The organism is Pseudomonas sp. GL_139_B, from assembly GCF_057834475.1.
This window is the reverse complement of sequence record NZ_CM174403.1, coordinates 429,460-454,732: the sequence shown is the minus strand read 5'-3', so window position 1 is coordinate 454,732 and position 25,273 is coordinate 429,460. Positions and strand designations below refer to the sequence as shown.

The 25,273-nt window shown below is 59.8% G+C and carries 18 protein-coding genes; 4 read left to right on the top strand and 14 right to left on the bottom strand.

The genetic code is table 11. The features are described from left to right. Positions 1–139: 139 nt before the first annotated feature. From AC3ISI_RS02070 to AC3ISI_RS02025, 10 genes are all read right to left on the bottom strand, one after another. Positions 140–1,558, bottom strand: coding sequence for an FAD-dependent oxidoreductase (locus AC3ISI_RS02070; protein ID WP_489335251.1), 1,419 nt, complete (start codon positions 1,556–1,558; stop codon positions 140–142). A gap of 33 nt (positions 1,559–1,591) precedes the next feature. Continuing rightward, positions 1,592–6,037: a glutamate synthase large subunit gene (gene gltB / locus AC3ISI_RS02065; protein ID WP_489335250.1), complete on the bottom strand. Its 4,446-nt coding sequence runs from the start codon at positions 6,035–6,037 to the stop codon at positions 1,592–1,594. A gap of 350 nt (positions 6,038–6,387) precedes the next feature. Further along, the gene (locus AC3ISI_RS02060; RefSeq protein WP_489335249.1) at positions 6,388–7,980 is read right to left on the bottom strand and encodes an AAA family ATPase; all 1,593 of its coding nucleotides are present in this window, start codon (positions 7,978–7,980) and stop codon (positions 6,388–6,390) included. Positions 7,981–7,990: 10 nt separating this feature from the next. After that, the gene (gene aroB, locus AC3ISI_RS02055; protein WP_489335247.1) at positions 7,991–9,091 is read right to left on the bottom strand and encodes a 3-dehydroquinate synthase; all 1,101 of its coding nucleotides are present in this window, start codon (positions 9,089–9,091) and stop codon (positions 7,991–7,993) included. Positions 9,092–9,242: 151 nt separating this feature from the next. Continuing rightward, on the bottom strand, positions 9,243–9,761 hold the full coding sequence (gene aroK, locus AC3ISI_RS02050) for a shikimate kinase AroK (protein ID WP_223519958.1): 519 nt from the start codon (positions 9,759–9,761) through the stop codon (positions 9,243–9,245). Positions 9,762–9,765: 4 nt separating this feature from the next. Beyond that, a complete protein-coding gene (locus AC3ISI_RS02045) occupies positions 9,766–11,844 on the bottom strand; it encodes a type IV pilus secretin PilQ (protein ID WP_489335246.1) in 2,079 nt (692 codons plus the stop codon). A gap of 13 nt (positions 11,845–11,857) precedes the next feature. Next, on the bottom strand, positions 11,858–12,385 hold the full coding sequence (locus tag AC3ISI_RS02040) for a pilus assembly protein PilP (protein WP_489335244.1): 528 nt from the start codon (positions 12,383–12,385) through the stop codon (positions 11,858–11,860). Beyond that, the gene (locus AC3ISI_RS02035) at positions 12,382–13,005 is read right to left on the bottom strand and encodes a type IV pilus inner membrane component PilO (protein WP_489335243.1); all 624 of its coding nucleotides are present in this window, start codon (positions 13,003–13,005) and stop codon (positions 12,382–12,384) included. Before AC3ISI_RS02035 ends, AC3ISI_RS02040 begins: the two co-directional genes overlap by 4 nt. Next, positions 13,002–13,568: a PilN domain-containing protein gene (locus AC3ISI_RS02030; RefSeq protein ID WP_489335242.1), complete on the bottom strand. Its 567-nt coding sequence runs from the start codon at positions 13,566–13,568 to the stop codon at positions 13,002–13,004. The genes AC3ISI_RS02035 and AC3ISI_RS02030 overlap by 4 nt, the downstream gene beginning before the upstream one ends. Continuing rightward, the gene (locus AC3ISI_RS02025; RefSeq protein ID WP_489335241.1) at positions 13,568–14,632 is read right to left on the bottom strand and encodes a pilus assembly protein PilM; all 1,065 of its coding nucleotides are present in this window, start codon (positions 14,630–14,632) and stop codon (positions 13,568–13,570) included. Before AC3ISI_RS02025 ends, AC3ISI_RS02030 begins: the two co-directional genes overlap by 1 nt. A 218-nt stretch (positions 14,633–14,850) precedes the next feature. Here AC3ISI_RS02025 and AC3ISI_RS02020 point away from each other — a divergent pair, with 218 nt between their 5' ends. Beyond that, on the top strand, positions 14,851–17,292 hold the full coding sequence (locus AC3ISI_RS02020) for a penicillin-binding protein 1A (protein ID WP_489337611.1): 2,442 nt from the start codon (positions 14,851–14,853) through the stop codon (positions 17,290–17,292). Positions 17,293–17,563: 271 nt separating this feature from the next. On the opposite strand, the gene AC3ISI_RS02015 is transcribed toward AC3ISI_RS02020, so the two are convergent. The 3 genes from AC3ISI_RS02015 to rpmE all read right to left on the bottom strand — a co-directional run bounded on the left by AC3ISI_RS02015 (position 17,564) and on the right by rpmE (position 20,059). Next, positions 17,564–18,832, bottom strand: a complete 1,269-nt coding sequence (locus tag AC3ISI_RS02015; RefSeq protein ID WP_489335240.1) for a malic enzyme-like NAD(P)-binding protein — start codon at positions 18,830–18,832, stop codon at positions 17,564–17,566. Between the two features lie 169 nt (positions 18,833–19,001). Further along, entirely contained in the window at positions 19,002–19,802 is an 801-nt protein-coding gene (locus AC3ISI_RS02010; protein WP_489335239.1) for a thermonuclease family protein, read from the bottom strand. 26 nt (positions 19,803–19,828) lie between these two features. Next, positions 19,829–20,059: a 50S ribosomal protein L31 gene (gene rpmE, locus AC3ISI_RS02005; protein WP_007899231.1), complete on the bottom strand. Its 231-nt coding sequence runs from the start codon at positions 20,057–20,059 to the stop codon at positions 19,829–19,831. A 289-nt stretch (positions 20,060–20,348) separates the two neighbouring features. On the opposite strand from rpmE, the gene AC3ISI_RS02000 reads away from it, so the two are divergent. Continuing rightward, complete coding sequence (locus AC3ISI_RS02000; RefSeq protein WP_489335238.1) at positions 20,349–22,568, top strand: primosomal protein N'; 2,220 nt, start codon at positions 20,349–20,351, stop codon at positions 22,566–22,568. An 84-nt stretch (positions 22,569–22,652) separates the two neighbouring features. On the opposite strand, the gene AC3ISI_RS01995 is transcribed toward AC3ISI_RS02000, so the two are convergent. Next, positions 22,653–22,775 carry a hypothetical protein gene (locus AC3ISI_RS01995; protein ID WP_263288380.1) on the bottom strand — a complete coding sequence of 41 codons (123 nt, stop codon included), beginning with the start codon at positions 22,773–22,775 and terminating at the stop codon, positions 22,653–22,655. Between AC3ISI_RS01995 and argS the strand changes: the two genes are divergently transcribed. Further along, positions 22,774–24,510 (top strand): arginine--tRNA ligase, encoded by a 1,737-nt coding sequence (argS, locus tag AC3ISI_RS01990; RefSeq protein ID WP_489335237.1) that lies wholly within the window; start codon positions 22,774–22,776, stop codon positions 24,508–24,510. The two genes, AC3ISI_RS01995 and argS, sit on opposite strands and share 2 nt — an antisense overlap. A gap of 1 nt (position 24,511) precedes the next feature. Continuing rightward, positions 24,512–25,222 carry an SPOR domain-containing protein gene (locus AC3ISI_RS01985; RefSeq protein ID WP_489335236.1) on the top strand — a complete coding sequence of 237 codons (711 nt, stop codon included), beginning with the start codon at positions 24,512–24,514 and terminating at the stop codon, positions 25,220–25,222. Positions 25,223–25,273 lie beyond the last annotated feature (51 nt).

Below are 25,273 nucleotides of genomic sequence, written 5' to 3'. Positions count from 1 at the left end.
AGCAACACCCTGAAACCAATGTGGGAGCGAGCCTGCTCGCGAAGAGGGCTTCGCAGTCAACATCTCTGTTGGCTGATCCACCGCTTTCGCGAGCAGGCTCGCTCCCACATTTTGATCGCATTCCAGTGTTGGAGAGCGATCAGACCTCCAGGTAATCCAGGATCCCTTCAGCCGCATTGCGGCCTTCGAAGATCGCCGTCACCACCAGGTCAGAACCGCGAACCATATCGCCACCGGCGAAGATTTTCGGGTTGCTGGTCTGGTGCTTGTATTTACCTTGCTCCGGGGCCACAACGCGGCCCTGGCTGTCGGTCTGGATGTCGAACTGCTCGAACCATGGCGCCGGGCTTGGACGGAAACCGAACGCGATGACCACGGCGTCGGCCGGGATGATCTCTTCGGAACCCGGAATCGGCTCGGGGCTGCGACGGCCACGGGCGTCCGGTGCGCCGAGACGGGTCTCGACCACTTTCACGCCTTCGACGCGGTCTTCACCGACGATCGCAATTGGCTGGCGGTTGTAGAGGAATTTCACCCCTTCTTCCTTGGCGTTCTTCACCTCTTTGCGCGAGCCCGGCATGTTCGCTTCGTCACGACGGTACGCGCAGGTCACCGACTTGGCGCCTTGGCGGATCGAGGTACGGTTGCAGTCCATCGCCGTGTCGCCGCCGCCGAGTACAACGACTTTCTTGCCTTTCATGTCGACGAAATCTTCCGGCGACTTTTCAAAGCCCAGGTTGCGATTGACGTTGGCGATCAGGAAGTCGAGCGCGTCATGCACGCCTGGCAGGTCCTCGCCGGCAAAGCCGCCCTTCATGTAGGTGTAGGTGCCCATGCCCATGAACACGGCATCGTATTCTTCGAGCAGTTGCTCGACAGTCACGTCCTTGCCCACTTCGGTGTTCAGACGGAACTCGATGCCCATGCCGGTGAAGACTTCGCGACGATTGCTCAGCACAGTCTTTTCCAGCTTGAACTCGGGGATACCGAAGGTCAGCAGACCACCGATTTCCGGGTTCTTGTCGAACACCACCGGGGTCACGCCGCCCCGTACCAGCACGTCGGCACAACCGAGACCGGCCGGACCTGCGCCGATGATCGCGACACGTTTGCCGGTCGGCTTGACCTTGGACATGTCCGGACGCCAGCCCATGGCGAACGCGGTATCGGTGATGTACTTCTCGACTGAACCGATGGTCACCGCGCCGAAGCCGTCGTTGAGGGTGCAGGCACCCTCGCATAGACGATCCTGCGGGCACACCCGGCCGCAGACTTCCGGCAGGGTGTTGGTTTGGTGCGACAGTTCGGCGGCCTGGAGGATGTTGCCCTCGGCCACCAGTTTCAGCCAGTTGGGAATGAAGTTGTGCACCGGGCACTTCCATTCGCAATACGGGTTACCGCAACCCAGGCAGCGGTGGGCCTGATCGGCCGAATGCTGGGGTTTGAAGGGTTCGTAGATTTCCACGAACTCTTTCTTGCGTTGACGCAACAGTTTCTTCTTCGGATCTTTGCGCCCGACATCGATGAACTGGAAGTCGTTATTCAGACGTTCAGCCATTGTTAAAACCTCATCAAACTCTTCAGGCGCATATCACTGCGGGTTGGCACGGGTGCTGGAAAGCAACGACTTCAGGTTGGCAGCCTTGGGCTTGACCAGCCAGAAACGACGCAGATAGTCATCGAGGTTTTCAGCGAGGTTACGACCCCATTCGCTGTCGGTTTCCTCCACGTATTCGTTCAGCACGCGCTGCAGGTGGCTGCGATAGGCTTCCATCGCTTCGCCGCTGATCCGCTGGATTTCCACCAGTTCGTGGTTGACCCGGTCAACGAAGGAGTTGTCCTGGTCGAGCACGTAGGCGAAACCGCCGGTCATGCCTGAGCCGAAGTTATAACCGGTCTTGCCCAGGACGCAGACGAAACCACCGGTCATGTACTCGCAGCAGTGATCGCCAGTGCCTTCCACAACCGTGTGAGCACCGGAGTTACGCACGGCAAAACGCTCGCCCGCGGTACCCGCGGCGAACAGTTTGCCGCCGGTGGCGCCGTACAGGCAGGTGTTGCCGATGATGGCACTGTCCTGAGTCTTGTAGACACTGCCCTTCGGCGGAACGATGACCAGCTTGCCGCCGGTCATGCCTTTGCCGACGTAGTCGTTGGCGTCGCCTTCCAGGTACATGTTCAGGCCGCCGGCGTTCCACACGCCGAAGCTCTGACCAGCCGTCCCTTTGAAGCGGAAGGTGATCGGCGCGTTCGCCATGCCTTGGTTGCCGTGCTTGCGAGCGATTTCACCAGAGATCCGTGCACCGATTGAACGGTCGCAGTTGCAGATGTCCAGGGCGAAGTCAGCGCCGCTCATGTCGTTGATGGCCGAGGTGGCCAAGTCGACCATTTTCTCGGCTAGCAGGCCTTTGTCAAACGGCGGGTTGCGCTCCACCTGGCAGAATTGAGGCTTGTCTGCCGGGATGTGATCGCTGCCGAGCAACGGGGTCAGGTCCAGGTGTTGCTGCTTGGCGGTCTGGCCTTCGAGGACTTCCAGCAGATCGGTGCGACCGATCAGCTCTTCGAGCGAGCGCACGCCCAGCTTGGCCAGCCACTCGCGGGTTTCTTCGGCGACGTAGGTGAAGAAATTCACCACCATGTCGACGGTGCCGATGTAGTGATCCTTGCGCAGCTTCTCGTTCTGAGTCGCAACGCCGGTGGCGCAGTTGTTCAGGTGGCAAATACGCAGGTATTTGCAGCCCAGCGCGATCATTGGCGCGGTGCCGAAGCCGAAGCTTTCAGCGCCGAGAATGGCCGCCTTGATCACGTCGAGGCCGGTTTTCAGGCCGCCGTCGGTCTGCACCCGCACTTTGCCGCGCAGGTCGTTACCGCGCAGAGTCTGGTGGGTTTCGGCCAGGCCGAGCTCCCACGGAGCGCCCGCGTATTTGATCGAGGTCAGCGGCGATGCGCCGGTGCCGCCGTCGTAGCCGGAGATGGTGATCAAGTCTGCATAGGCTTTGGCCACACCGGCGGCGATGGTGCCGACGCCCGCTTCTGCGACCAGCTTCACCGAGACCAAGGCCTTCGGGTTGACTTGTTTCAGGTCGAAAATCAGCTGCGACAGGTCTTCAATCGAGTAGATGTCGTGGTGCGGCGGTGGCGAAATCAGGGTCACGCCCGGCACTGCGTAACGCAGCTTGGCGATAAGACCGTTGACCTTGCCGCCTGGCAGCTGACCACCTTCGCCGGGCTTGGCGCCCTGAGCGACTTTGATCTGCAGCACTTCAGCGTTGACCAGGTATTCCGGGGTCACACCGAAGCGGCCAGTCGCAACCTGCTTGATTTTCGAGCTCTTGATGGTGCCGTAACGCGCCGGGTCTTCGCCGCCTTCGCCGGAGTTGGAACGCGCACCGAGGCGGTTCATGGCTTCGGCCAGGGCTTCGTGAGCTTCCGGCGACAGCGCGCCCAGCGAGATACCGGCGGAGTCAAAGCGCTTGAGCACCGATTCCAGCGGCTCGATCTCGCTCATGTCCAGCGGTGTGTCGAGGGTTTTGACGTTGAACATGTCGCGGATCATCGACACCGGGCGGTTGTCCACCAGCGACGTGTATTCCTTGAACTTGCTGTAGTCACCCTGCTGCACAGCGGCTTGCAGGGTGTTGACCACGTCCGGGTTGTAGGCGTGATATTCGCCACCGTGGACGAACTTCAGCAGGCCGCCTTGCTGGATCGGCTTGCGCGGGCTCCAGGCTTCGGTGGCCAGGGCTTTCTGCTCGGCTTCGATGTCGACGAAACGCGCGCCCTTGATGCGGCTTGGCACACCACGGAAGCTCAGCTCGCAGACTTCTTCGGACAGGCCGATGGCTTCGAACAACTGCGCGCCGCGATACGAGGTGATAGTCGAAATGCCCATCTTCGACAGGATTTTCAACAGACCTTTGGTGATGCCTTTACGGTAGTTCTTGAACACCTCATAGAGGTCGCCCAGCACTTCACCGGTACGGATCAGATCGCCCAGCACTTCGTAGGCCAGGAACGGATACACCGCCGATGCGCCGAAGCCGATCAACACGGCGAAGTGATGCGGATCGCGAGCGGTCGCGGTTTCCACGAGGATGTTGGAGTCGCAACGCAGGCCTTTTTCGGTCAGGCGGTGGTGGACCGCGCCGGTGGCGAGCGAAGCGTGGATCGGCAACTTGCCCGGGGCAATGTGACGGTCACTCAACACAACCTGGGTACGACCGGCGCGCACGGCTTCTTCAGCCTGATCGGCAACATTGCGGATCGCCGCTTCGAGGCCGACGCTTTCGTCGTAGTTCAGATCGATGATCGCGCGCTCGAAGCCCGGACGATCGAGGTTCATCAGCGAACGCCACTTGGCCGGGGAAATGACCGGCGAGCTGAGGATCACGCGCGAGGCGTGTTCTGGCGATTCCTGGAAGATGTTGCGCTCGGCACCGAGGCAGATCTCCAGCGACATGACGATGGCTTCACGCAGCGGGTCGATCGGCGGGTTGGTAACCTGCGCGAACTGCTGGCGGAAATAGTCGTACGGCGTACGCACGCGCTGGGACAGCACGGCCATTGGCGTATCGTCGCCCATCGAGCCGACGGCTTCGTAGCCCTGTTCGCCGAGCGGACGCAGCACCTGATCACGTTCTTCGAACGTGACCTGGTACATCTTCATGTATTGCTTGAGCTGATCGACGTCGTAAAACGCCGAACCGTGGTCGTTGTCTTCCATGGTCGCCTGGATGCGCAGGGCATTCTTGCGCAGCCATTGCTTGTACGGATGACGCGACTTCAGGCGGTTGTCGATCGCATCGGTGTCGAGGATCTGACCGGTTTCGGTGTCCACGGCGAAGATCTGGCCCGGGCCAACACGACCCTTGGCGATCACGTCTTCAGGCTGGTAGTTCCAGACACCGATTTCCGAGGCCAGGGTGATGAAACCGTTTTTGGTGGTGACCCAACGCGCCGGACGCAGACCGTTACGGTCGAGCAGGCACACCGCGTAACGACCGTCGGTCATTACCACGCCGGCCGGGCCGTCCCACGGCTCCATGTGCATCGAGTTGTATTCGTAGAACGCACGCAGATCCGGGTCCATGGTTTCAACGTTCTGCCACGCAGGCGGAATGATCATCCGCACGCCACGGAACAGGTCGATGCCACCGGTGACCATCAGCTCGAGCATGTTGTCCATGCTGGAGGAGTCGGAACCGACGCGGTTGACCAATGGGCCGAGTTCTTCCAGGTCCATCAGATCGTTGGTGAACTTGGTGCGACGGGCCACAGCCCAGTTGCGGTTGCCAGTGATGGTGTTGATCTCGCCGTTGTGCGCCAGGAAGCGGAACGGTTGAGCCAGCGGCCATTTTGGCAAGGTGTTGGTGGAGAAGCGCTGGTGGAACACGCAAATCGAGGTTTGCAGGCGCTCATCGCTGAGGTCTGGATAGAAGGCGGTCAAATCCGCCGGCATCATCAGGCCTTTATAAATGATGGTCTTGTGCGAAAAGCTGCAGACGTAGTGGTCGGCATCGGCGGCGTTGGCCACGGACGAGCGACGACGGGACGTGAACAGTTTGACGGCCATGTCCTGATCGCTCAGGCCTTCACCGCCGATGAACACTTGTTCGATCTGCGGCAGGCGCTCAAGGGCCAGACGGCCGAGGACGCTGGTGTCGATCGGCACTTTGCGCCAGCCGACGAGGGTCAGGCCGGCCGCCAGGATCTCGCGGTTCATGTTCTCGCGAGCGGCTTCGGCTTTGACCGGGTCCTGGTTGAAGAAGACCATGCCCACGGCATATTGCTTGGGCAGTTCAACGCCGAACGCTTCCTGGGCGATGGCTCGCAGGAACACGTCCGGCTTTTGAATCAGCAGACCGCAACCGTCACCGGTCTTGCCGTCGGCATTAATCCCACCGCGGTGGGTCATGCAGGTCAGGGCCTCGATGGCCGTTTGCAAAAGGGTATGACTGGGCTCGCCCTGCATATGGGCTATCAGGCCGAAACCGCAGTTATCCTTGAATTCATCTGGTTGGTACAGACCTGCTTTCATAGACACTTTCTCACCAGGCTGCCTCTTGTCGAGGCAAATTTCTTTTTAATTCAATCAGTTACCGTCCGCGCCGAACGTATGCCAGCTTTGCGGGGGCAAAAGGGAGGTCATTGTACACACCGACACTTACGCTCACAAATTTGACGACGAACTGTCGCAAATCTATGTCGCATTTGTGAAAGGTTTAAAGCGATATGCTGTGCTAGTCAAAACTTTTTTTAATTTTGACCGCAACGACTCAAAGACTACTGTGACGCAGACACCACAAGGCACGCGACCCTAAAGGAAGCGCGCACTTGCAGAAATTTTGAGGTGCCGGGAGAGGCGGCCTGGGTAAGGCCGCCGAATCTTCAGCGAGTTGTTGCCAGTTCCTGTTGGACGCTGGCGACAGTGCGTGGCCAAGGTTTACCAGCCTGAACCTTCGCTGGCAAGGCCTTGATAGCGGTAACGGCTGCATCGCGGTTGGCGAAGTTACCGTAGGTAATGACGTAAAGCGGCTTACCGTTAAGCTCTTTCTTGAAATAACGGTACTCGCCACCCTGCTCTTTCACGAAGTTTTGCGCAGACGCTTCCGAGCTGGTGCCGAGAATCTGCACCACGTAATTGCTCGTAGGTTGCCCGGCGTACCAGGTGCCGCCAGCGGCTTTGGCTGCTGTGGCTGGCTTCTCGGCAGGCTTGGCGGCAGCCACGACGGCAACCTTGGCTGGTGCTGGAACCGGCTTCGCGGCAGGCGCAGTCGCGGCCGGCTTGGCGGTTGCGACCTGCGTCGGCGCAGGAACAGGCTTGGTGACCGGTGTCGGCGCCGGCCCCGGCTGAATGCCCGCTGGTGGCGCGACAGTCGTTACGGTAGGCGGTGTGGCGCTGGAACCCGCGACCGGCACGCCATCGTCACCTTCGGTGATGCCACCGGCGGCTTCAGCCAATGGACCGCGCATGACCGGTTGCGAGTTGCCGACCAGCGGCAATGGCATTGGCTGCGAGTTACCCGCGAATTCGACGGAAGGTGCACCACCGTTAGACTGCGGCGAACCTTGACCAAGCGGCAGCTGTGCCTGTTCGTTGGCAGGTGCGCCAGCGGTCGGTGCTTTGCTGCGACCCGGAATCAACCAGGCAGCGGCTACCGCGACCACGACAACGGCAGAAATCGCCAATACGTGTTTCTTCGGCATGTTGAACCCCATTTTTGGACGCTTCACCGCTGAGCGGCTGGCAATCATGGCTTCGATCATCGCATCGCGGGCAACCTGGTTGATGTTGCCAGGCCAACCGTCGGAGCTTTCGTGAATATCAGAGATCTGATCCGCAGTGAAAAGTTCGATACCCCGGCCCGCGCCTTCGAGCCGCTGGTCCAGATATTCGCGGGTTTCTTCTTCGGTGTAAGGCTGCAGTTCGATCACGTGGAATCGTTCTTCCTCAAGGCTTAGCGCCTCAAGTTGAGCGATCAGCGACGACTCACCAAACAGGAACACATGCGGGCGACCTTCCGGTGCGCCAGCGGCCAGGGCCATCAGGGCTTCGAGCGCGGATTCGTCGAGGTGTTCGGCGTCATCCACCAGCAAATAGACTTCCTGGCCGGTCAACGCCAGTTGCACCACTTGCGCCAGAATCGCGCCGGTCTCGGCCTGTTCGACGTTCAGCGATTGAGCCAGCTGGCGCAAAATGCCAGCCGAATCGCCAGCGCCGCGAGCAGACACCACCACACTCTGCACCGACTGCTTGTTGGTGCTGGCCACCAGAGCCTGACGCAACAGGGTCTTGCCACTGCCTTGCGGGCCTGTGACCACCAGCAGCAACTGGCTATAGCGCGCCAGGTGATGCAGCTGCCCCAGCACCGGTTTGCGCTGGGCCGGGAAAAATTTGAAGCCAGGCACCCGTGGAGCAAAAGGGTCATGACTCAACTGGTAATGGCCGAGGAAAGCCTCGTCGGCATGCAAACTAGTCATCGGGATCTTATTAACCTTTAAGCTGAGCCAGGGCGCGGTAATCCGCTCCCAGCGTGGCCTGTAAAACCTCTTTCGGATAATCGTCGGTCACCACCGCTTCGCCCATGTGGCGCAGCAGCACCAGGCGCAAACGACCGTCGATCACTTTCTTGTCAATTGCCATGTGTTCAAGGAAATCGGCTTCGGTCATCTCTTCCGGCGGGATGACCGGCAGCCCGGCGCGTTGGAACAGGCGAATACCGCGATCACGTTCTTGCTCAGTGATCCAGCCCAGACGGGCCGACATTTCCAAAGCCATTACGGTGCCAGCAGCGACGGCTTCACCGTGAAGCCAGACACCATAGCCCATGTGAGTTTCAATGGCGTGGCCGAACGTATGACCGAGGTTTAATGTGGCACGCACACCAGTCTCTTTTTCGTCGGCACCGACCACCGCAGCCTTGGCGGCGCAGGAGCGCTCGATGGCGTAGGTCAGAGCGACCTGGTCCAGGGCGCGCAGGCGATCGACGTTTTCTTCGAGCCAGGTCAGGAACGGCTCGTCGCAGATCAGCCCATATTTGATGACTTCAGCAAGCCCGGCGGACAGTTCGCGGGCTGGCAGGGTATTGAGGGTCGCGGTATCAATCAGGACCACGTTCGGCTGATAGAACGCGCCAACCATGTTCTTGCCCAGCGGATGGTTGATACCGGTCTTGCCGCCCACCGAAGAGTCGACTTGCGACAACAACGTGGTTGGCACTTGAATGAAATCAACACCGCGCTGGTAGCAAGCGGCGGCAAACCCGGCCATGTCACCAATCACGCCGCCACCCAGGGCGATGACGGTGGTGCGGCGGTCGTGCCGTGCGGTCAGCAGGCCGTCGAAAATCAATTGCAAGGTTTCCCAGGTCTTGAAGGCTTCACCGTCGGACAGCACCACGGAAATCACCGAGAACTGCGCCAGGCTGCGGGTCAGACGTTCGAGGTAGAGCGGTGCAACGGTCTCGTTGGAGATGATTGCTACTTGCCGACCGCGAATGTGCGGGGCCAGCAACTCAGGCTGATCCAACAAACCTTCGCCAATGTGAATCGGGTAGCTGCGCTCGCCTAAATCGACCTTGAGTGTCTGCATGGGTCCCCACAATGAAGATGAAATCAGGCGTCCTGCCTTGAGTTATCGAATATCCACGGCATCTGTTGGTGTTACACCGTTCGGTAGCCATACGCCACAATCTTGAGCGGTTGTGACAAGACGCCGAGGATAGCGCATTTCGCGCTGCGCATTAACGGGGCGGCAGCTGCTGCAAGCGCTCAAGAATATCGAGCACCACCATTCGCGGCGGCCGCTCATCGGTTTCAACCACCAGGTCGGCAATTTCCCGATAAAGCGGATCGCGGATCGCCAATAGATCCCGCAGGGTCTTGGCCGGATCGGCGGTCCGCAAGAGGGGTCGATTGCGGTCACGGGCAGTACGACCCACTTGCTGCTCGACAGAAGCATGCAAGTAGACCACCCGACCACCGGCATGCAACGCCCGACGATTGGCTTCGCGCATTACTGCGCCACCACCGGTCGCCAGCACCACGCCATCGCAGCCGCACAGCTCGGCAATCATCGCCTCCTCGCGGTCACGAAAGCCCGGCTCGCCTTCTTTATCGAAAATCCACGGGATATTGGCGCCCGTGCGCAATTCAATTTCCTTATCGGAATCTTTGAACGGCAGGCGCAGCTCTTTGGCCAGCAACCGGCCGATGGTGCTTTTACCAGCGCCCATCGGTCCAACAAGAATCAAATTTCGCACAGAATCAATGACTCACAGCAATCGCCTGATTGTTCATGATACGCGGAGTGAGAAACACCAGCAGCTCGGATTTTTTCTCCGAAACCACGTCACGCCGGAAAAGGCGGCCAAGATACGGCACATCGCCGAGAAATGGCACCTTATCTACAACCTTGCTTTGAGTATTTGAGAAAACTCCACCAATGACGATGGTCTCGCCGTCATTGACCAGGACTTTGGCATTGACCTCGTTTTTCTTGATCGGCGGTACATCCTGCACCTTGTTCAGAAAGTCCGGCTCGTCCTTGGTGACCTTGACCTCCATGATGATCCGGTTATCCGGGGTGATTTGCGGCGTGACTTCCAGCGACAGCGACGCCTCTTTGAATGACACCGAGGTCGCGCCACTGGAGCTGGCTTCCTGGTAGGGAATCTCCGTGCCTTTGAGGATTTTGGCGGTTTCCTTGTCGGACGTGACCACCTTGGGCTGCGAGACGATTTCACCGTTGCCGGTTTTTTCCATCGCGGTCAGCTCAAGGTCCAGCAACACGTTGTCGGTGATATAGGCGATGCCGATTCCCGAGGTACTGCCCGCCGCCCCCAGGTCGACAAACGGCGAGTTGGTGTCGCCACTGCCCGGCGTACCAATGGTCGACGAACCCTTGCTGACCCCGGATGTGTTCCAGTTGCCCTTGTTCTGCACGGAACCGCCCCAGCGCACACCGAGGCTTTTGTCGTAGTCGACGTTGGCTTCGACGATTCGCGCTTCGATCATCACCTGGCGCACCGGAATGTCCAGTTGCGTGACAATGCGACGAAGTTCATCGAGGTGGTCCTGGGTCTGGTAGGCAATGATGTTGTTGGTCCGCTCATCCACCGTGATCGACCCACGCTCGTCGGCTTTCGCCTCGACGCTGGTCACCGACTGAAACAGCTTGGCGATGTCGGCAGCCTTGGCGTAGTTGACTTGCAAGAGCTCTCGACGCAACGGCGTGAGTTCGGCGATCTGCTTCTGCGATTCCAGTTCCTGACGTTCCCGGGCAGCGATTTCATCGGCTGGCGCCACCAACAGAACGTTGCCGATCTTGCGCTTGTCCAGCCCTTTGGTTTTCAGTACCAGGTCCAGCGCCTGATCCCACGGCACGTTCTGCAACCGCAAGGTGATACCACCCTGCACAGTGTCGCTGGCCACCAGATTGAGGTTGGTGAAATCGGCAATCAGTTGCAGCACTGAACGTACATCGATGTCCTGAAAGTTCAGCGAGAGTTTTTCGCCGGTGTAGGCGAAGTGCTCTGCGTTGCGCTTTTGCAGATCATCCGGGGTCATCGGCCGGACACTGACGGTCAGCTTGTTGTCGGTCTGGTAGGTCGAATAGTCGAAAGTACCGCCGGGCTCGATACTGATCGTGGCCCGGTCGCCCGTGGCGCTGGCGTTGACGAATTGCACCGGGGTGGCGAAATCCTTGACGTCCAGTCGCACGCGCAACTTTTCGGGCAATTGGGTCCTGGCGAATCCGAGAATGATCTTGCCTTCGTGCTCCTGGATATCCGGGGCAATGGACGGATCCGACAAATCGATGACCACATTGCCTTCGCCCTGGGCACCGCGCTGGAAGTCAACGCCGCGAATGGCCTTGCTCACAGTCGCAGAGGTCTTTGCCGGCACCGGGTTTGTCATCTTGGCACGAGGCTCGCTCGCCCCCGGTTGTAATACCTTGCCATTGGCGCCCTGCCCGACCATCACCAACAAATGGTTGCCTTCGACCTTCGCGCTATACGGAGTCAACTGCGTCAGGTTGATAATGAGCCGCGTGCGGTCCTTGGCTTCCACCACCGTTGCGCTGCGGGCATTGCCGCCACCCAGGTCGCGATTTTTGATCGCCAACTGACTGGCCACGCCGGGCAAGTCCAGCGCAATCCGCGCCGGCTGTTCGGTCGTGTAACCGTGGGGCGCAGGGGGCGGCCCATCAAAAGACAACTTCAACTCGATGCGATCACCCGGCAACGCGGCAATATCCAGCGCTTTGAGGTTGGTCGCCAGCACCATCGGAGACATCAACGCTATCCATAGCGAAATACCGAGGGTTGAGAAAGTCCTGTTCATTATTCGAGTTCCACTATGAGTGCTCTTTCAAAGGAAGGGTCCGTGGTCGCTCCAGCCAGGCACCCTCGCCATCGGGAACGATTTCGACTACATCGACTTGTGAGCCGCTGATGGCGACGATCCGTCCATCGTTACGCCCCAGGTAATCGCCGACTTTCAGCCGATGCACCCCGCCCGCTCCGCGTAACAGCGCAAAGGAGCCGGTGGCATTGGAGATCGTGCCGACCATTTCAAACTGCTCGATGTTGAACCCTTCGAGGTATTGCTTGATCCGATTGAGGTCGGGGTTGACGTTGTGCGAACCGCGCTTCTGACCGGCCAGGTCCACTCTGACCTGCCGCGAAAACGGACTGCGCAGATTGGCGGCGCTGTAGGTGAACGCTGGGTATGACCGAAACGTCGGCGTTGGTTCAATTTTGCCTGGAGCTCGCAGACGCATTTCATTCATGTAGGCATCAAGGTCGCCGGCATCGTTGCCACTGCCACACGCAGTCAGGCTGGCGACCAACAACAGCATCGATAAACAACGGACGGGGCTCATTTCTGCACCCCGGCGTCTTTGTAGCGGTAGGTTTTGGCGAGGATGCTCATGCGCAGCTTCGGACCGCCCTCAGGATTGGCCGGCGCAAGATCGAAATCATGCAGCGTCACGATCCGCGGCAGCCCGGCCACTCCGCTGACGAAGGTCGCCAGGTCGTGGTAGGCGCCGGTAACCGTGATCTGGATCGGCAGTTCGATGTAAAACGGCTGGGTGACTTCCGGCAGTAGTTTGATCTCTTCGAACTCCAGCCCGCTGCCGAGACCCGTGCGGGTAATGTCCTCCAGCAGACCGGGGACCTCGGTGTCGCTGGGCAATTGCCGCAGCAGCACGCCAAAGGAGAGCTCCATTTCCTGCATTTGCTGGGTGTACAGTTCCAGATTCGCCGCCATGTGGGCTTTGGTCGCGAACTGCTCCTTGAGGGTCGACTCTTCCTCGCGCTTGAGATGGAGTTGGCCTTCCAGGTCACTGAGGTAAAAGGCGTATCCCAGCGCCACCACCAGCACCATCAGCAGAACACCTGTCATCGCTTTGATCGCTGGCGGCCAGGCCCCCATGTTGCTGGTGTCCAGATCGTTGATATCCACATTGCGCAGCCCTTCAAACCATCGGGACGGGCTCATTGGCCATCCCCCACGGCAGTGGGTTGCGTCAGACGAACGGTCAGTTGAAAGACATTGGCCTGATCCAGCTGACCGGCGGTCGTCGCTTTGACCTCTGTAAGGCTCGGGGCATCGAACCAGTCGGACGCATCCAGATTGCGCATCAAATCCGACACACGATTGTTGGACTCCGCAGCGCCAGTGATGGACAGGGTTTTGCCGACCATTTTCACTTCGGTGAAATACACACCGTCCGGCAACGTACGCGCCAATTGGTCGAAGATCCGGCCACTGATCGGCCGGTTGCCCTGCAGGTCCTGGATGATGCGCATGCGTTCGACCAACTGCTGGCGACGGGCTTTCAGATCACTGATCTGTGCGATCCGCTCGTCGACCACTGCAATTTGTTTAGCAATGTAATCGTTACGGGCAACCTGCCGATCGATGGCGCCGCTAATGAACTGATCCACGACAAGCACCGCCCCCACGGAGCACAGCAGCACGCCGACCAACGTCACCAGAAAACGCTTGCGGCGTTCTTCTCGCCGCTCCTCGCGCCAGGGTAAAAGATTGATCCGCGCCATCAGTCGAAACTCCTGAGGGCAAGCCCGCACGCGATCATCAGCGCCGGAGCATCACTGGCCAGGGCATCGGCGTTGACCTTGCTGCTCAAGGCCATGTTGGAGAATGGGTTGGCTACCTGAGTCGGCGTGCCCAGGCGCTGCTCGATCAACCGATCAAGCCCCGACACCGACGCTGTGCCACCGGCCAACAGAATGTGATCGACCTTGCTGTACTGGCCAGAGTCGAAGAAGAACTGCAACGAGCGTGAAACCTGTTGCACCACCGCCTCGCGAAACGGTTGCAAGACTTCGCTTACGTAGTCATCCGGCAAACCGCCCTGCTTCTTCGCCAGCCCCGCCTGCTCGACTGTCAGGCCATATCGGCGCTGAATGTCTTCGGTCAGTTGCCGACCACCGAACAATTGCTCGCGGGTATAGATGATCTTCCCGTTATGCAGCACGCTGAGGGTGGTCATGGTCGCGCCGATGTCCACCACCGCGACCGTCAGTCGCTCCTCAGAGGCATTCAGCTGCGTTGATAGCAACCCGAAAGAACGTTCCAGTGCATAGGCCTCGACATCGACTACGCGCGCGGTCAGGCCAGCCAGGGCCAAGGCCGCTTCACGGACCTCGACATTTTCCTTGCGACAGGCAGCCAGCAGCACCGTCACCCGCCCGGGGTTACGCGCAGGCACGCCCTGAACTTCGAAGTCGATGGCGACTTCATCCAACGGATAGGGGATGTACTGATCGGCCTCGATCTTTAGCTGGTTTTCCAACTCGTCGTCGGAAAGTCCGCCGTCCATCTCGATGGTCTTGGTGATCACCGCCGAGCCTGCCACTGCCACCGCCACGTTCTTGAGGCTGGTTCTGGCCTTGAGTTGCACACGAGCGAGCGCATGCCCGACGCCTTCGAGCTCGGCGATGTTTTTTTCGACCACCGCATTGGCGGGCAACGGCTCTACAGCGTATGCCTCGACCCGATAGCGGCCGCCCTGACGGCTCAGTTCCAAAAGCTTTACCGACGTGGAACTGATGTCGATCCCCAACAGCGTGTTGGCTTTTTTATTGAAGAGTCCTAGCACTACCAATTCCCTATGACTTTCCGTGTCTTACGGACTCTGTAATATCCATTGCGTTCATTCACTTCGTCTTGACAGACGCGCCCATGACGCTCCCTGCGGAAAAATGCTTATAATGCCCAGCGTTTTTTCCCGGTTTTTACTTCAAGCGCGGGCCGTTCCCTGTTTATCTGAACCCTGATGCCTTATTCATTCTTTGCCCTGGATGTCCAAAAGCCTTGATTCGTCTGCTGAAATTTTTCGGTTGGTCCATCGTCGCCGTTTTCTGCGGACTGCTCCTGGGTCTAAGCGGCGCCTTTCTCTACCTTAGTCCCGGATTACCCTCCGTGGAGGCGCTGAGAAGCATCCAGTTGCAGATTCCTTTGCGGGTCTACAGCAGCGATGACAAGTTGATCGCAGAGTTTGGCGAAATGCGCCGCACTCCGATCCGTTTCGCCGACATTCCCCCCAATTTCATTAATGCGTTACTAAGTGCTGAAGACGACAATTTCGCCAACCACTATGGCGTCGACCCCAGCAGCCTGATGCGTGCCGCCACCCAATTGGTCAAAAGCGGGCACATCCAGTCCGGTGGCAGCACCATCACCATGCAGGTGGCGAAAAACTTCTTCCTGACCAGCGAACGCAGCTTCTCGCGAAAAACCACCGAAATTCTCCTGGCGTTGCAGATCGAACGGCAGCTGACCAAGGACGAGATCCTTGAGCTGTACGTCAACAAGATCTACCTGGGCAACCGCGCCTACGGTATCGAGGCGGCGGCGCAGGTCTATTACGGCAAATCGATTCGTGATGTCAGCCTCGCCCAGATGGCGATGATCGCCGGCCTGCCAAAAGCCCCGTCGCGCTTCAATCCGCTGGCCAACCCGGCTCGCAGCAAAGAGCGCCGCGACTGGATTCTGGGGCGCATGTACAAGCTGGGGAAAATCACCGAAGCCGAATACACCACGGCGATCAACGAGCCGCTGAACGCCAGCTATCACGTCCCGACGCCGGAAGTGAATGCGCCGTACATCGCCGAAATGGCCCGGGCTGAAATGGTCGGTCGCTACGGCAGCGATGCCTACACCGAAGGTTTCCGCGTGACCACGACCGTGCCGAGCAATCTGCAGGAAATGGCCAACACCGCCGTTCACGATGGCTTGATCACGTATGACCAGCGCCATGGCTATCGAGGCCCCGAGTCGCGCTTGCCGGGCAAGGCCCGTGAGGCCTGGGCAACCGAGCTGACCAAGCAACGCACCATCAGCGGCCTTGAACCCGCCATTGTCACTCAGGTCGACAAAAACGGCCTGCAAGTGATGACCCGCACCGGTGACGGACACGTCAGCTGGGACAGCATGAAATGGGCGCGCCCGTTCCTGAACACCAACAGCATGGGGCCTAATCCGAAGCAGCCGTCGGATGTGGCGCAGGTCGGTGACTTGATTCGCGTACAGCGTCAGCCGGACAACACGCTGAAATTCAGCCAGGTCCCGCAGGCACAAGGCGCGCTGGTTTCACTGGATCCGCAGAACGGCGCCATTCGTGCACTGGTCGGCGGCTTCGCCTTTGAACAGAGCAACTACAACCGCGCCTTGCAGGCCAAGCGTCAGCCAGGCTCGAGCTTCAAGCCGTTCGTCTACAGCGCTGCACTGGATAACGGCTACACCGCCTCCAGCCTGGTGAACGACGCACCGATCGTGTTTGTCGACGAGTACCTGGACAAGGTTTGGCGTCCGAAGAACGATACCAACACCTTCCTCGGCCCGATTCGCCTGCGTGAGGCGCTGTACAAGTCGCGTAACCTGGTTTCGATCCGCTTGCTGCAAGCGATGGGCGTCGACAAGACCATCAACTACATCACCCGCTTTGGCTTCAACAAGCAGGACCTGCCGCCCAACCTGTCGCTGGCGTTGGGCACCGCGACCCTGACACCGATGGAAATCGCCACCGGCTGGAGCACTTTCGCCAACGGCGGCTACAAGATCACTCCGTACATCATTGACAAGATCGAAAGCCGTAACGGCGACACGCTGTTCGTCGCCAACCCGCCGAGTGTTCCTCAGGGCGACGTAGCGACCAGTGGCATTGCTGCACCGGCCGCCCAGTCATTCACGGTCAACTCGACCCCGGCCGAGGCACCCGCCGCGCCAGGTATCGCGCCACAGACGCCGGCCGTTGCCGAGCGCATCATCGATGGCCGCACGACCTACATCCTCAACAGCATGCTGGAGGATGTGATCAAGCTTGGTACCGGCCGTCGCGCTCTGGCCCTGGGACGTGGTGACATCGCGGGCAAGACCGGTACGACCAACGAATCCAAGGACGCGTGGTTCTCCGGCTATAACGCCGATTATGTGACCACCGTCTGGACCGGTTTCGACCAGCCGGAAAGCCTGGGGCGCAAGGAGTTCGGCGGCACCGTCGCACTGCCGATCTGGATGAACTACATGGGGGCGGCCCTTAAAGACAAGCCGCCGCATACTCAGCCTGAGCCAGAAGGCATCTTGAGCCTGCGGGTTGACCCGGTCAGCGGTCGTGCCGCCAGCCCAGGCACGCCGGGCGCGTACTTCGAACTGTTCAAGGCCGAAGACACGCCACCGTCAGGGGACGAGTTGGGTAACGGCAGTGCGCCGGGCAGCCCGCTGCCGGCGGATGAAGCAGCGCCGATCGATTTGTTCTGATCGCGTAGCGCAACGCAAAAGCCCCGCCTTCGGAAGAAGAGCGGGGCTTTTTTGTATCTGTAATCCCTACACCGCCTGTGATGACCCCATCGCGAGCAGGCTCGCTCCCACGGTGGATTTGGGTGAACTCGGGATTCACGTACACATCGGTCAAAGGTGGGAGCGAGCCTGCTCGCGATGGGGCCATCACAGTCACCCACAAACCAGCAGACATAAAAAAGCCCCGACTCACTTACGAGCCCGGGGCTTTTGGTTGAAGCGCTACAACGGCTTAGCCGTTGAACACGTCATCCACGCTTTTCAGCGGGTAGTTCTTCGGATACGGCAGGGTCGCTACGCCGGTCTCGATGGCAGCCTTGGCCACGGCATCGGAGATCAGGGTAATCAGACGGGCATCCATTGGTTTCGGAATGATGTATTCACGGCCGAATTCCAGTTTGATGCCGCCGTAGGCGTCGCACACTTCCTGAGGCACTGGCAGCTTGGCCAGTTCACGCAGGGCGTTGGCGGCTGCCACTTTCATTTCTTCGTTGATGCGCTTGGCGCGAACGTCCAGGGCACCACGGAAGATGAAAGGGAAGCCCAGTACGTTGTTGACCTGGTTTGGGTAGTCCGAACGGCCGGTGGCCATGATCACGTCGTCACGGGTGGCATGAGCCAGTTCCGGGGAGATTTCCGGATCCGGGTTGGAGCACGCGAACACGATCGGGTTAGGCGCCATCGACAGCAGGCCTTCAGCGCTCAACAGGTTCGGGCCGGACAGGCCGACGAAAACGTCAGCACCGGTCAGGGCATCAGCCAGGGTGCGCTTGTCGGTCGCGTGAGCGAAGACCGCTTTGTACTGGTTCAGGTCGTCACGGCCGGAGTGAATCACGCCGGTACGGTCAACCATGAAGATGTTTTCGATGTTGGCGCCCATGCTCACCAGCAATTTCATGCAGGAGATGGCGGCCGCACCGGCGCCCAGGCAAACGATTTTGGCGTCAGCGAGGGTTTTGCCAGCGATTTCCAAGGCGTTGATCATACCGGCCGCGGTCACAATTGCGGTGCCGTGCTGGTCATCGTGGAATACCGGAATGTCGCACTGCTCGATCAGAGCGCGCTCGATCTCGAAGCACTCAGGTGCCTTGATGTCTTCCAGGTTGATGCCACCGAAGGTGATGGAGATGCGCTTGACGGTATCGATGAAGGCTTGCGGGCTTTCGGAGTCGACTTCAATGTCGAAAACGTCGATGCCGGCGAAGCGCTTGAACAGCACGCCTTTACCTTCCATCACAGGCTTGGAAGCCAATGGGCCGAGGTTACCCAGGCCGAGAATCGCGGTGCCATCGGAAATGACTGCCACCAGGTTGCCCTTGCCGGTGTATTTGTAGGCCAGTTCAGGATCGCGGGCGATTTCGCGTACTGGTTCGGCTACGCCAGGGCTGTAGGCCAGCGAGAGGTCGCGGGCGGTAGCGGTGGCCTTGGTGAGCTCGACACTCAGCTTCCCTGGACGAGGATGGGCGTGATATTCGAGAGCGGCAGTTTTCAGATCAGACATTTTGGCATTCCGCTTTTACTGTTGGACAGACTGGCCAGCGAGGATACGCGCCTCGCAAAATCCCCACAAGACTGACCAGTCACCCCTGTCAAGCGCCCTGCCCTACGACTTTGGGCCAAGAGCCACGGAACACAAGGGATTTACTGTTCACAATCGACAGAAAAAATGTCTACAATTTTTCTTGCTGTGTCGTCTGCAACATCGACGGATCAGTGAGCGGAAGAAGCCAGCGTGCCTGCCCGGATTTCAATTCGCCGTGACGCGAACGATCCAGTACCCAGCCACGCGCCTCAATCTGTTTGCCCTTGAGCTTTTCCAGCGCAGAGGCATCGAATTGCCCGAGCACATTGGGTGCAACACGCAATACAACCGAGTCCTGCAACTCGATCCAAATCCCACCGCGATTGCGCTGAACATTGCTCACACGACCGCTGAGTATGGCGAAACCAGAAGCATTGATCTGCTCCGCTTTCAGCACGGGGGATTGCCGCCATACGCCAAGGCCGGCCTCCCGGGCGCTGCGTTCGGCGGCTTGCTGACAGCTGACCAAATCGACATTGGGTGCGACCGCCACTTGAAAACCCAGGCCTTCGGCAAGCATCTGCGCTTCGAGGTTGGCACCGTCGGCGCCATAGACATGGGCCAGCGTGCGACCGTAGCGATCCTTGCTTTCTTTACCCGGCATCAATTCGACGCGGCCATCGCTGGCAGCCACCAGCGCCTCAAGACGTTTGCGCGCGACCACGGCAAACGGCTCGTCGGAACGGCCCTGTTTGGCCAATTCCGGCGTATTCAAGCCAATCATGCGCACACTGCGGCCATCGCTCAGGCGCAATGTATCGCCATCCACAACCCGCTGTACCGTGACCGATGTCAGCCCGCCAGGTGCCGTGCAGAAAGCCTGGGCGCCGGTCAGCCAAATCGCAGACACAAAAAAGGCGCCCGCTAGGGACGCCTTTTTCAACAGCAAGGAAAAGCCCACCGGGCCCTTCAACCTTACTCTGCAGCAGCTGGAGCTTTCTTGCCGAAAGCGCCGAAACGGTCTGCGAAGCGCTGTACACGACCGCCAGTATCCAGAGTCTTCTGCTTACCGGTGTAGAACGGGTGGCACTCGTTGCATACGTCGATCGCCAGAGGCTTGGCCAGGTTCGAACGAGTTTCGAACTTGTTGCCACAGCTGCAGGTAACTGCGGTGATTTCGTATGTTGGATGGATATCGGCTTTCATGATGATTCCTCAGGCTAGCGTGCCGCCACTCAACACTATTGTTGAATACCGCACGTAATTAGGCCGCGGATTCTACCAGACATCGCCAATCACGCAAGCTGTCCCTCAAACCAGTCGTCTGCTAGGCTCCCGACCCAATACGCGATCCCCTGTAGGAGTGAGCCTGCTCGCGATAGCGATCTGTCATTCAACGTTTATGTCATCCGAAACACCGCTATCGCGAGCAGGCTCATTCCTACAAGGTTATGTGCCTGATCCTTTTTACCGCCTGCTGATCGAGACCCCCCGCGTGCCCGACGCCATTTTGCGCCTCGCCCTGCCTTCGCCGCTGCGCCGTCTGTTCGATTACCGTGCCCCGGCCGGAGTCCTGCGTGCCCAGTTGCAACCGGGAATGCGCCTGCGGGTGCCATTTGGACGACGGGAAATGATCGGGATACTGGTGGAGGTCACTGATACCAGCGAAGTGCCGGTGGAAAAGCTCAAACCCGCGCTGGCCCTGCTCGATGCCACGCCGCCGCTGCCACCGGCGCTGTTCAAGCTGTGCCTGTGGACCTCCCAGTATTACCAACACAGCCTCGGCGACACCTTGAGTTGGGCGCTACCGGTGTTGCTGCGTCAGGGCGAACTGGCCGAAGCCCGCCAGGAACGCTTCTGGTCCGCCGCACCGGGCGCCAGCCTTGATGATCCGCGCATTGCCCGCGCCCCCCGCCAACGCGAAGCCCTGGCGACGCTGGCGCAACATCCCCACGGCGTGGCTCATCAATTGCTGAGCAAACTGATGTTGAGCAAAGACAGCCTGGATTTGTTGCTGGCCAAAGACCTGGTCCAGGTAGAAATCCGCAAACACGCCCCCGGCGCGCGTCACGAGCACTGGCTGGCGCAACCGGAATTACCGCTGAACCCGGAGCAGCGCGCCGCCTATGAAGCGATTCGCGCCGGGTTCGACAGCTATCATGCGTTTCTGCTGGCCGGTGTCACCGGCAGTGGCAAAACGGAGGTCTATTTACAACTGATCCGTGAAACCCTTGAAGCCGGCAAACAGGCGCTGGTGCTGATCCCGGAGATCAACCTCGGCCCGCAGACCCTGGCGCGTTTCGAGCAGCGCTTCAATGCGCGCATCGCCTTGATCCACTCGGCGGTCAATGACCGCGAACGCCTCGAAGCCTGGCTCGCGGCCCGGGACGGTGACGCCGACATCATTATTGGCACCCGCTCGGCGCTGTTCACGCCGATGAAAAACCCTGGCCTGATCATCATCGATGAAGAGCACGACGGTTCCTATAAACAGCAGGAAGGCTTGCGTTATCACGCCCGCGACCTGGCATTGGTCCGCGCCCGACAGGAAAACATCCCGATTGTCCTCGGCTCCGCCACGCCTTCATTGGAAAGCCTGCACAACGCCTACACCGGCCGTTATGGCCTCCTACGGCTGAACGAACGGGCGGGTGGCGCCAAGCAACCGCGCTTCCTGCGCCTGGATGTAAAAAGTCGCCCGCTGGACAGCGGCATTTCCGGGCCGATGCAGCAAGCCATCGGCCAGACGCTGGCTGCCGGCCAGCAAGTATTAGTCTTCCTCAACCGCCGCGGCTTTGCGCCGACGCTGTTGTGTCACGACTGCGGCTGGATGTCTGAATGCCAGCGCTGCGATGCGCGGATGACCGTGCACCAGCGCTCCGGCGAGCTGCGTTGCCACCATTGCGGCTACGTCGAGCGCGTACCCCGGCGCTGCCCGAAATGCAGCAAAGTCGATTTGCGGCCCGTGGGCGCCGGCACCGAGCGCGCCGAGGAACGGCTGGCGATTTTATTCCCGGACTTCCCGGTGTTGCGGGTCGACCGTGACAGCACCTCGCGCAAGGACGCGATGAATCAGCTGTTCGCCACCATTCAAAAAGGCCAGCCGTGCATTTTGGTAGGCACGCAAATGCTTGCCAAAGGGCATCACTTTCCACGGGTGACACTGGTATCGATTCTCGACGCCGACGGCGGGCTGTTCTCCGGCGACTTCCGCGCCAGCGAGCGCATGGCGCAGTTGATTGTTCAGGTCGCCGGTCGCGCCGGCCGAGCGGAGGAGCCGGGCAAAGTGATCATCCAGACGCACCTGGCGGACCATCCGCTACTGGTGCAACTGACCGAGCAAGGGTATTTCGCCTTTGCCGAGCAAGCGCTGAGCGAGCGCCGCTCCGCTGGATTGCCGCCGTTTGCCCATTTGGCGCTGCTACGGGCCGAAGCGCACAAACCGGGGCAAGCCGAAGGATTTCTTGATGAAGCGTGCAGCGAGGCCGAGCGCTTGCTGGCCGAGCAAGGCCTGACCGGGATCGAGCTGCTGGGGCCGGTGCCGGCGCCGATGGAGCGCCGCGCCGGACGTTATCGTGCCCAGTTGTTGTTGCAAGCTACGGCTCGGGCGCCACTGCATCGGCTGTTGAGCAGTTGGTTGCTGGTGTTGGAACAGATGCCGAGCGGACGGGCGGTGCGTTGGTCGCTTGATGTCGATCCGGTGGATTTGTATTGATTTCAGGCTCGCTCCCACAGGGGGGGCTGTGCCGCTCACGTGATCAATATGGGAGCGAGCCTGCTCGCGATAGCGGTAGATTTGTCACCACATATCCATAACCAGCCCGCTATAGTTGGCAAGCCCGTCTTCGCCACGGATAATGCCCAGTTTTTCCACCAGCGCATCGAAGCGCGTACCGCGCTTGCGGTCGAAAGAGACCACCATGAAAGACACCATTCGCCAGCTGATCCAACAAGCCATCACCCAACTCGTCAACGAAGGTGTGTTGCCTGAAGGCCTGTCGCCGGCGATCCAGGTGGAAAACTCCCGCGACAAGAAGAACGGCGACTTTGCCAGCAACATCGCCATGATGTTGGCCAAACCGGCTGGCATGAAGCCCCGTGACCTGGCGGAAAAAATCATCGCCGCGCTGCCGGCCGATGAAAATGTCAGCAAAACCGAAATCGCCGGCCCAGGCTTCCTGAACTTCTTCCAGAACACTCAGGCCCTGGCCACTCGCCTTGACGCCGCACTCGCCGACGAACAAATCGGCGTGCGCAAGGCCGGCCCGGTGCAGCGTACCGTGGTCGATCTGTCGGCGCCGAACCTCGCCAAAGAGATGCACGTCGGCCATTTGCGCTCGACCATCATCGGTGACGGTGTTGCGCGAGTACTGGAATTCCTCGGCGACGAGGTAATCCGTCAGAACCACGTGGGCGACTGGGGCACCCAGTTCGGCATGCTGATGGCGTACCTGCAAGAAAACCCGATCACCAGCGACGAGCTGTCGGACCTGGAGAATTTCTACCGTGCTGCCAAGCAGCGCTTCGACGAATCCGAAGAGTTTGCTGATCGCGCCCGTGGCCTGGTGGTCAAGCTGCAAGCCGGCGACCCGGACTGCCTGGCGTTGTGGACCAAGTTCAAAGACATCTCCCTTTCGCACTGCCAGAAAATCTACGAACTGCTGAACGTCAAACTGACCATGGCCGACGTGATGGGCGAAAGTGCCTACAACGACGACCTGATCAACGTAGTCAACGACCTCAAAGCCGCCGGCATGCTGGTCGAGAGCAATGGCGCCCAGTGTGTGTTCCTCGACGAGTTCAAGAACGCTGACGGCGACCCGCTGCCGGTGATCATCGTCAAAGCTGACGGCGGCTACCTCTACGCCACCACTGACCTGGCGGCCGTGCGTTATCGCAGCGGCAAGCTCAAGGCTGATCGCGCACTGTACTTCGTCGACCAGCGTCAGGCCCTGCACTTCCAGCAAGTGTTCGCCGTGGCGCGCAAGGCCGGCTTCGTGACGCACCCGATGGAAATGGAACACATGGGCTTCGGCACCATGAACGGCGCCGATGGCCGTCCGTTCAAGACCCGTGATGGCGGCACCGTAAAGCTGATCGAACTGCTGACCGAAGCCCAGGAACGCGCCTACACCCTGGTGAAGGACAAGAACCCGGAGCTCGCCGAAGCCGAGTTGCGCAACATCGCCAAGGTCGTGGGCATTGGCGCGGTGAAATACGCCGACCTGTCCAAGCACCGCACCAGCGACTACAGCTTCAACTTCGACCTGATGCTGAACTTCGAAGGCAATACCGCACCGTACTTGCTGTACGCCTACACCCGCGTCGCCGGCGTGTTCCGCAAACTGGGCAAGGACTTCACCGAAGTCGAAGGCCAGATCGTGCTGGAAGCCGCCCACGAACACGAACTGGCCGCAAAACTGGCGCAGTTCGGCGAAATATTGAACAACGTGTCTGACAAAGGCACGCCGCACATCCTCTGCACCTACCTGTACGATGTAGCCGGCCTGTTCTCCAGTTTCTACGAGAACTGCCCGATCCTCAGCGCTGACACTCCGGCGCAAATGCAGAGCCGTCTGCGCCTCGCCGCACTGACCGGCCGCACTCTCAAGCAAGGCCTGGAACTCTTGGGTCTGGAAACTCTGGAGCGTATGTAAGTTGGCTGCCAAGAAAAAACCTGCACCCAAACGTGGCGCCAGCCGTTACCAAGCTCCAGCAAAACAGCCGATTCCGGGCTGGCTGTGGATGGCCATCGGCCTGACGGTCGGTGCGTTCATCGTCTTCCTGATGAAGCTGGAACCCGGCAAGGGCAGCGACACGGTCAAGCGCGAGAAGGTGGAACAGCAACAGAAAGCCACCAAGATCGCCGAGGCCAACAAGACCCCGCCGAGCCCGACGCAACCGGTGAAGCCGAAATACGACTTCTACACCCTGTTGCCGGAATCGGAAGTGATCGTGCCACCGGATGCCGTGCCGGAGAAAACCCTGCCGACGCCGCAAGTACCAGCGATTCCGACCACGCCGGTGACACCGGCCGAAGCGGCGAAGATCGATACGGCGCGAGCTCAGGCAGCCCTGTCCGGGATTACACCGCCGCCAGCACCACCAGTGTCGAAAGCGGCGCCAGTGACCAAGTTCTTCCTGCAGGCCGGTTCGTTCCGCAAACAGACTGATGCAGACAAGGTTCGGGCGCAGATCATTCTGCTGGGTCAGGCCGTGGCGGTTGAGTCCGGCACGGTGAAGGATGAAACCTGGTATCGCGTTTTGGTCGGGCCGTTCAGCAATCGCGAACAACTGACCACCGCGCAGAAACAACTGGCCGGCGCAGGGTTTAGCAACCTGTTGTTACAACAACGCCAGAGCCGCTGATTTTCCGGCAGGACCTCCCCGTCATCGTTCATCGCGGGCAAGCCCGCTCCC